The sequence below is a fragment of the Bradyrhizobium genomosp. I (2014) genome, assembly GCF_000261685.1.
Taxonomy (GTDB): Bacteria; Pseudomonadota; Alphaproteobacteria; order Rhizobiales; family Xanthobacteraceae; genus Bradyrhizobium.
Genome location: NZ_AJQE01000322.1, coordinates 1 through 7,232, shown reverse-complemented (window position 1 = coordinate 7,232; position 7,232 = coordinate 1). Strand labels below are relative to the sequence as shown.

The window sequence follows — 7,232 nt, the reverse complement described above, 5'->3', positions numbered from 1 at the left end:
AAGCTCGGGCGAAACGCGCCGCGGGAATGCGAAGGCGTGTCTGCTGATTGAAAAAACCAAGCGAGAGACCGATGCAGTTGCCCAGTCCCCGTCATTGCGAGCCGACGGGGCCGCGCAATCCCGTCTACGCCGCCGCCTTTTGCCGCTCGACCAGGGCTTCGCCAAAGGCCTCGAACAGCTTGCGGTTAATCGGGTTATGCTGCGGATCGTACTCCGCATGCCATTGCACCCCGAGCGCAAAGGCCGGGGCTTCGGCGATGCGGATCGCCTCGATGGTGCCGTCCTCGGCGACGCCCTCGATCAGGACGCGCTTGCCGGGATCGAGGATGCCCTGGCCGTGCAGCGAATTGACCCTGATCTTCTCGCATCCCAGAATCTTTGCGAAGGCGCCTCCCGGCGTCAGGTCGACGTCATGGCGGTCGGCGAACACCACGGTCGGATCGGGGTGAATCTCGCCATTGTCGAGCCGGGGCATGCGGTGATTCATGCGGCCCGGGATTTCGCGGATTTCGGGATGCAGGGAGCCGCCAAAGGCGACGTTCATCTCCTGCAGGCCGCGGCAGATGCCGAACAGCGGGATGCCGCGCGAGACACAGGCAACCGAGAGCGCCAACGCGACCTCGTCGCGGTGGATGTCGTAGGGCTCGTGCTTCTCGCAGGGGTCGACGTTGAAACGGGTCGGGTGCACATTGGCGCGGGCGCCGGTGAGGATGATGCCGTCCACGCTATCGAGCAGCGCCGCGATATCGGTGATATCAGGCGAGCCCGCGAACATGACCGGCAAGCCGCCGGAGACCTCGGCCACCGCGCGCAGGTTTCGCTCGCCGACCATCTGGACCTGAAATCGATTTTCGACGCGATGGGAATTCCCGATCACGCCGACGACCGGCTTTCTCATCTGTCGTTCCGTGCCTCCAGGTAAGAAGATTCTGCAAAGATGCCCCTCCGATGGAACAAATTCAACAGAAGGGATCGCGGGACGGCAATGCTATTTTCGCGCAAATGCCCGGACCGCCGTGGCAGGCCGGGCGGAGGCGAGTCCGATCACTCGGAGGGGGCCCGCGGCCCCGCAGCGACGACGGGCGCGCCAAACCGGCGCGCGCCCCGCTTGATCCCCGGCGAGATTTCGCGAAAGAGTGCGCCTGGCGCCGCCTCCCTCGAAAAGGACCCAATGTGACGATTCCCAGAGATGAACGTCCCCGGACCCGCAGCGACCTGGCGCGGGATCAGGCCTGGGCGATTTCCGTCGGCGGCATCGGCATCGTGCTGTTCACCGCGCTGCTCGCCTTCACCTGGTATTTTGCAGCCACCCTGTTGCTGATCTTCACCGGCATGCTGCTCGGCCTCGGCCTCAACGCGCTGGTCAATGCGCTCGGCCGCCGGGTCCACCTGCCTCACACGGTCCGACTTGCGATCGTCTGCGTCGCGCTCGCTTTGCTTCTCGCAGGCATCGCCTATCTTGGCGGGGCCACCATCGCCGAACAAGCCTCGGTGCTGAGCAAGACCATCAAGTCGCAGATCACGAACGTCAGGTCCTTGCTCGAGAACCACGGCATCGACACCAGCTTCTTCGATCTCGGCAATGCTGCGTCGGGCTCCTCGGACACGACGTCGCCGGACGCGACGCCCGCGCCGGCGGCGCCCTCGCGCGGCCCGTTGCCCGGCGCCGGCGCGCTCGCCTCCAGCGGCGGGGCGATCGTGAGCCAGACCTTGAAGCTGCTGCTCGGCACCATTCACGGCGTGGGCAACATCTTCATCGTGCTGTTCCTCGGCCTCGCCTTCGCTGCCCAGCCGGGCGTCTATCACGACGGCCTGCTGTTCCTGGCACCGGCGAGACACCGCACCCGTGTCGCCCTCGTCATCGACCGTATCAGCGAAACGCTGGAGCGCTGGCTGATCGCCCAGATCGTCGTCATGATCGCGGTCGGAATCGTGACCTGGATCGGGCTTGCGATCATCGGCATCCCCGGCGCGTTCATCCTGGGAATCCAGGCGGGCTTGCTCGCCTTCATCCCCACCGTCGGAGCCATCATCGCCGGCGTCATCGTGGTGCTGGCAAGCCTCGCCTCGGGCTGGATCCCCGCCTTGTCGGCCTTTCTCCTCTTCATGGGCGTGCACGCCATGGAGAGCTACGTGCTGACGCCGATCCTGCAGCGGCAGGCGCTCGACATCCCGCCGGCCACGCTGTTCGCGTTCCAGATCCTGCTCGGCGTCGTGTTCGGCATCTGGGGCCTCGCGCTGGCGCTGCCACTGGTCGCCATCGCCAAGGTCATGATCGACCATTTCAAGACGTATGAGGCGCCGCCGCTGGCCGAGGCGGCCTGACGTGGCTCGGGCCGTCAGGTCGTCAGCACGGTCTCGGTGTGCTCGACCTCGGGGGGCGAGGCAAAATACTGGCCGACGAGACCACGCCATTCGGTGAAATTCTCCGAGCCGCGGAAATCGACGGTGTGGTTCTCCAGCGTCGCCCACTTCACCATCAGCCGGTAGCGCTGCGGCTTCTCGATCGATTTGTGCAGCTCGAAGCCGTGAAAGCCCTTTGAGCGCCCGAAGGCGGCCTTGGCCTTGGCGACGGCGGCCTCAAAGTCCTTCTCGCTGCCCGGCTTGACGTCGATTTGCGCGATCTCGGTGATCATCGGCTTTCCACCCTTTTTGTTCGATCGGCGTGTCTACCGCAGCCGGCAAAAAAGAAAAAGGCGCCGAAACGGCGCCTTGTTCCTGCTCAGGCCGTCGCCGGCCGTGGCAGCGGTGCGCGCGCCGCGCTCTGGCGGCGCCAGTTCTCCAGCGAAAGCGGCAGCTCCTCGGCCGCCTCGACCCGGTTGCGGCCGCCGCGCTTGGCCTGGTAGAGCGCGGTGTCGGCCGAGGCCAGCAGCACCTCGAGCTCGGTGCCGGCCGGACCGCCGGCGACGCCGATGCTGACGGTGGTGTCGACCGGACCTTCATCGACCACGACGCCGGAGGTCTCGAACGCCTCGCGCACGCGCTCGGCGACCAGCACGCCCTCCTCCAGCGAGCACGGCAGGAGCGCGGCGAACTCCTCGCCGCCGATGCGGCCCGAGAGGTCGGAGATGCGCAAGTTGCTGACCACGACGGTGGAGAACAGCTTCAGCATCTCGTCGCCGGCGGGATGGCCGAAGCGGTCGTTGATCGACTTGAAATGGTCGATGTCGAAGATCATCACGGTCACGGGCCGCCCGGCCTTGGCCTCGCGTTCGATCACGCGGCTGCAGGCTTCCGAGAAGCCGCGGCGATTGAGCATGCCGGTCAGCGGATCGGTCGACGCGGCGGTCCGGTGCGCGGTCACCGTGCGCTCGGACACCAGCATGAAGATCACGAACACGGTACCGACCGCATAGAGTATGAGCTCGACTGCGAACACGGTGACCCAGATGCTCGAGGAGAAACCGGCATCGTGCGGGCGCAGGAAGCTGCCGAGCAGGATCGGCAGCATCAACACGCAGCCATGCAGCACCGGCACCACGAAGGCGGGCCAGCGCCGTTGCAGGCTCTTGCGCCGTTCGGTCCAGAGCTCGCTCGCAGTCAGCGCCGCATAGACCGAGACGATGCCGGCACCGATGAGCATGCGCAGCATCGATGCCGCGGGATCGAGCAGCGTCGCAGCAGTGACCCAGGCGAACGCGCCAAGCACGAGGCCGGGCCAGTTTGGCTTGCGGCCGTGGAAGACGCGCGCCGCGTTCCACACCATGCCGCAGGCGACGAAACCGACGGCGTTCAGCGCAAGGTAAATATGGGGGCCCAGCCTGTCGCCCGCCGCGGTCCACAGCGCGACCGAGGCGGCACCGAGGAGATAGGCGGAGCCCCACCATTTCAGCGCCGGGCTGCTCTCCTGCCGGCCGAAAAACACCATCATGGCGCCGAGCAGTGCGGCAACCATGGTGGCGACCAAATAGAGCGTGATGCTATCGAGCGACATCATGTCGGCCCCCTCTAGAACATAGCAGTTACGCGATCGGTACATCCGACTTGCGCGCCCTTCCGAATGCGACGCTATGTCCCGCGGGTTCCATTCAGGTTTTCGCGCGAGCCCAAGTTTTCGGGAAACACGCCATCAATTTGCATACAAACGAGCAGCAAAAAGGGCGCTGAAATCAGCGCCCTTTTGCATCTCATTGAAGCCGCTTTCGCGGTGAATGCGACAGAAGCGATTAACGCTTCGAGAACTGGAAGGACCGGCGGGCCTTCGCCTTGCCGTACTTCTTGCGCTCGACCACGCGGGAGTCGCGGGTGAGGAAGCCACCCTTCTTGAGCACAGAGCGCAGCTCCGGCTCGAAATAGGTGAGCGCCTTGGAGATGCCGTGACGGACCGCGCCGGCCTGGCCGGACAGACCGCCGCCGGCAACCGTGCAGATCACGTCGTACTGGCCGGAACGCTGCGCCACCGAGAACGGCTGCTCGATCATCATGCGCAGCACGGGACGGGCGAAATAGACCTCGACCTCGCGCGAGTTGACGGTGACCTTGCCGGCGCCCGGCTTGATCCAGACGCGGGCGACCGCGTCCTTGCGCTTGCCGGTGGCGTAGGCGCGATTGAACTTGTCGACCTTCTTCTCGTGCTTGGGCGCCTCGGGCGCGGCCGCCGTCTTGAGCTGCGAGAGCTGGTCGAGCGACTGGATGGATTCGGCCATGTTATGCGGCCCTCGTGTTCTTGCGGTTCAACTTGGCGATGTCGATCTTCTCGGGCTGCTGCGCCTCGTGCGGATGATCGGCCCCGCCATAGACGCGGAGGTTGCCCATCTGCACGCGACCGAGCGGGCCGCGCGGGATCATGCGCTCGACGGCCTTCTCCAGCACGCGCTCGGGATGACGGCCCTCGAGGATCTGGCGCGCGGTGCGCTCCTTGACGTGACCGACATAGCCGGTGTGCTTGTAGTAGGTCTTCTGCTCGCGCTTGCGACCGGTGAGGACCGCATGCTGCGCGTTGATGATGATGACGTTGTCGCCGCAATCGACGTGCGGGGTGTAGGTCGGGAGGTGCTTGCCGCGGAGCCGCATGGCGACGATGGTGGCGAGACGGCCGACGACCAGACCCTTGGCGTCGATCAGCACCCACTTCTTCGTCACCTCGGCCGGCTTTGCCGAAAAGGTTTTCATGTCAGAATTCCGTGAGGGAGACATCGGCGCGAACACCGCACCGGACTGCGCGGCTTTCTAAAGAAGAGACGCACAATGGTCAATGTCCAAAGAAGTAAATTACATCTATAAAATCAATGACTTAAAAATATGGTGCCATATTACCTGCAAAAAGCTCAAACAGTTGGAATGGAATAGGTCGAGGTGACATGAGCGATCGGATCGGGTGATGTGCCGGACAAAAGGTTCACCTCCCCGACCGCCAGCCGCTTGCCGAGCTTGAGCAGCCGCGCCTCAGCCAGCACATCCTGCCCGGGCTGGCCCTTGCGCAGGAAGTTGATGTTGAGATTGGTCGTGACCGCGAGCCCGATCGGCCCGATCGCGGACAGCAGCACCACGTACATCGCGAAATCAGCCAGCGCCATCAGGGTCGGGCCCGACACGGTTCCGCCCGGCCGCAGCATCCTTTCGCTATAGCGCTGACGCAACAGGCTGGTCTGGCCGTCCGCGCTCTCGATCGTGATGTCGTCGCCACTGAAGGCCTGGGGAAATTCCTCACGGAGGAACTGCTCGAGCTCCGCCACGCTCATTTTCGCTAACGCCATGCCGTTCCCCACCCTCGCTTCGCTTGCCCTGTTACATTAAGTTATCCGTGTCATCCAACTGCAATCATTCCACGGAAATCGCGTCAATGCCCGCCCCGGCCGCCCGCGCCCCCTCCCCGCAACCACAGATCCTGCTGCGTGAGACCGCAGGCCCCATCGCGGTCCTGACGCTGAACCGCCCGGCCGCGCGCAACAGCCTGTCGGAGGCGATGATCTCGAGCCTGCATGCCGAGCTCAACGATATCCGCAACGACAAGGCCGTCCGCGGCGTCGTGATCGCGGCCAACGGTCCCGCCTTTTCCGCCGGCCACGACATGAAGGAACTGACCGCGCGCCGCAGCGATCCGGACCGCGGCCGGGCCTTCTTCGCCGAGATGATGACCGCCTGCAGCGCGATGATGCAGGCGGTCGTGCACCTGCCAAAGCCGGTGGTCGCTGCCGTCCAGGGCATTGCGACGGCGGCTGGCTGCCAGCTCGTGGCGAGCTGCGATCTCGCGATCGCCTCCGAGGCTGCAAGCTTTGCGACGCCGGGCGTCGACATCGGCCTGTTCTGCTCGACGCCCATGGTGGCGCTGTCGCGCAACGTCCCGCGCAAGCAGGCGATGGAGATGCTGCTGACGGGCGAGCCGATTCCGGCCGCGCGTGCCCGCGAGATCGGGCTCATCAATCGCGTCGTCCCCGCCGGCACGGAACGCGATGCAGCAATTGCGCTGGCGCAGAAAGTGGCGTTGAAATCCGCCTACACGATCAAGCTCGGCAAGGAGGCCTTCTATCGCCAGGCCGAGATGAGCCTTGCAGACGCCTATCGCTATGCGGCAGAGGTGATGACCGAGAACATGATGGCGCGCGACGCCGAGGAAGGCATCGGCGCCTTCATCGAGAAACGCATGCCGACATGGCGGGATGAGTGAAATCGTCATTGCGAGCGAAGCGAAGCAATCCGGAAATCCCTCCGCGGAAACAGACTGGATTGCTTCGTCGCTTCGCTCCTCGCAATGACAAGGAAGAAGAACGACGAATGAACCACGACGCCTATCCCGACAATTACATCCGCGGCATCCTCAACAGCGTGAAGTCGATCGCGATGGTCGGCGCATCGCCGGTCAACGTGCGGCCGAGCTATTTTGCGTTCAAGTATCTGGCGCAGCGCGGCTACGACATGATTCCGATCAACCCCGGCCATGTCGGCAAGGAGCTGCTTGGAAAGCCGTTCGTCGCCTCGCTCTCCGACATCGGCCGTCCCGTCGACATGATCGACATTTTTCGCAACTCCAGCCACATCATGCCCGTGATCGAGGAGGCGCTCACGCTCGATCCGCTGCCGAAGGTGATCTGGATGCAGCTCGGCGCGCGCGACGATGCGGCGGCGGCAAAGGCAGAGTCGGTCGGTATCAAGGTGGTGATGAATCGCTGCCCCAAGATCGAATACGGCCGCTTGTCGTCGGAGATCTCCTGGATGGGCGTCAATTCGCGCACGCTGAGCTCGAAGCGTCCACCCGCGCCGACGCAAGGCATGCGGTTATCCCTCAATCGGAT

9 protein-coding genes are annotated in these 7,232 nt (G+C 64.6%); 3 read left to right on the top strand and 6 right to left on the bottom strand.

The features are described 5' to 3' along the window. Positions 1-124: 124 nt before the first annotated feature. A complete protein-coding gene (locus IC50_RS29240) occupies positions 125-898 on the bottom strand; it encodes a gamma-glutamyl-gamma-aminobutyrate hydrolase family protein (protein ID WP_035712940.1) in 774 nt (257 codons plus the stop codon). A 275-nt stretch (positions 899-1,173) separates the two neighbouring features. Here IC50_RS29240 and IC50_RS29235 point away from each other — a divergent pair, with 275 nt between their 5' ends. After that, the gene (locus IC50_RS29235; RefSeq protein WP_035712937.1) at positions 1,174-2,325 is read left to right on the top strand and encodes an AI-2E family transporter; all 1,152 of its coding nucleotides are present in this window, start codon (positions 1,174-1,176) and stop codon (positions 2,323-2,325) included. A 14-nt stretch (positions 2,326-2,339) separates the two neighbouring features. Here IC50_RS29235 and IC50_RS29230 read toward each other — a convergent pair whose 3' ends face one another. The 5 genes from IC50_RS29230 to IC50_RS29210 all read right to left on the bottom strand — a co-directional run bounded on the left by IC50_RS29230 (position 2,340) and on the right by IC50_RS29210 (position 5,696). Next, a complete protein-coding gene (locus IC50_RS29230) occupies positions 2,340-2,636 on the bottom strand; it encodes an antibiotic biosynthesis monooxygenase family protein (protein ID WP_035673823.1) in 297 nt (98 codons plus the stop codon). A gap of 86 nt (positions 2,637-2,722) precedes the next feature. Then, positions 2,723-3,937, bottom strand: coding sequence for a GGDEF domain-containing protein (locus IC50_RS29225; protein ID WP_035712935.1), 1,215 nt, complete (start codon positions 3,935-3,937; stop codon positions 2,723-2,725). 229 nt (positions 3,938-4,166) lie between these two features. Beyond that, positions 4,167-4,646 (bottom strand): 30S ribosomal protein S9, encoded by a 480-nt coding sequence (rpsI, locus tag IC50_RS29220; RefSeq protein ID WP_018642439.1) that lies wholly within the window; start codon positions 4,644-4,646, stop codon positions 4,167-4,169. 1 nt (position 4,647) lies between these two features. Continuing rightward, entirely contained in the window at positions 4,648-5,112 is a 465-nt protein-coding gene (gene rplM / locus IC50_RS29215; RefSeq protein WP_018642440.1) for a 50S ribosomal protein L13, read from the bottom strand. A gap of 155 nt (positions 5,113-5,267) precedes the next feature. Then, positions 5,268-5,696: a PaaI family thioesterase gene (locus tag IC50_RS29210; protein ID WP_035712932.1), complete on the bottom strand. Its 429-nt coding sequence runs from the start codon at positions 5,694-5,696 to the stop codon at positions 5,268-5,270. Between the two features lie 86 nt (positions 5,697-5,782). On the opposite strand from IC50_RS29210, the gene IC50_RS29205 reads away from it, so the two are divergent. Continuing rightward, entirely contained in the window at positions 5,783-6,607 is an 825-nt protein-coding gene (locus IC50_RS29205; protein ID WP_035712930.1) for an enoyl-CoA hydratase, read from the top strand. 107 nt (positions 6,608-6,714) lie between these two features. After that, a partial coding sequence (locus tag IC50_RS29200; protein WP_035712927.1) for a CoA-binding protein occupies positions 6,715-7,232 on the top strand: 518 nt, incomplete at its 3' end.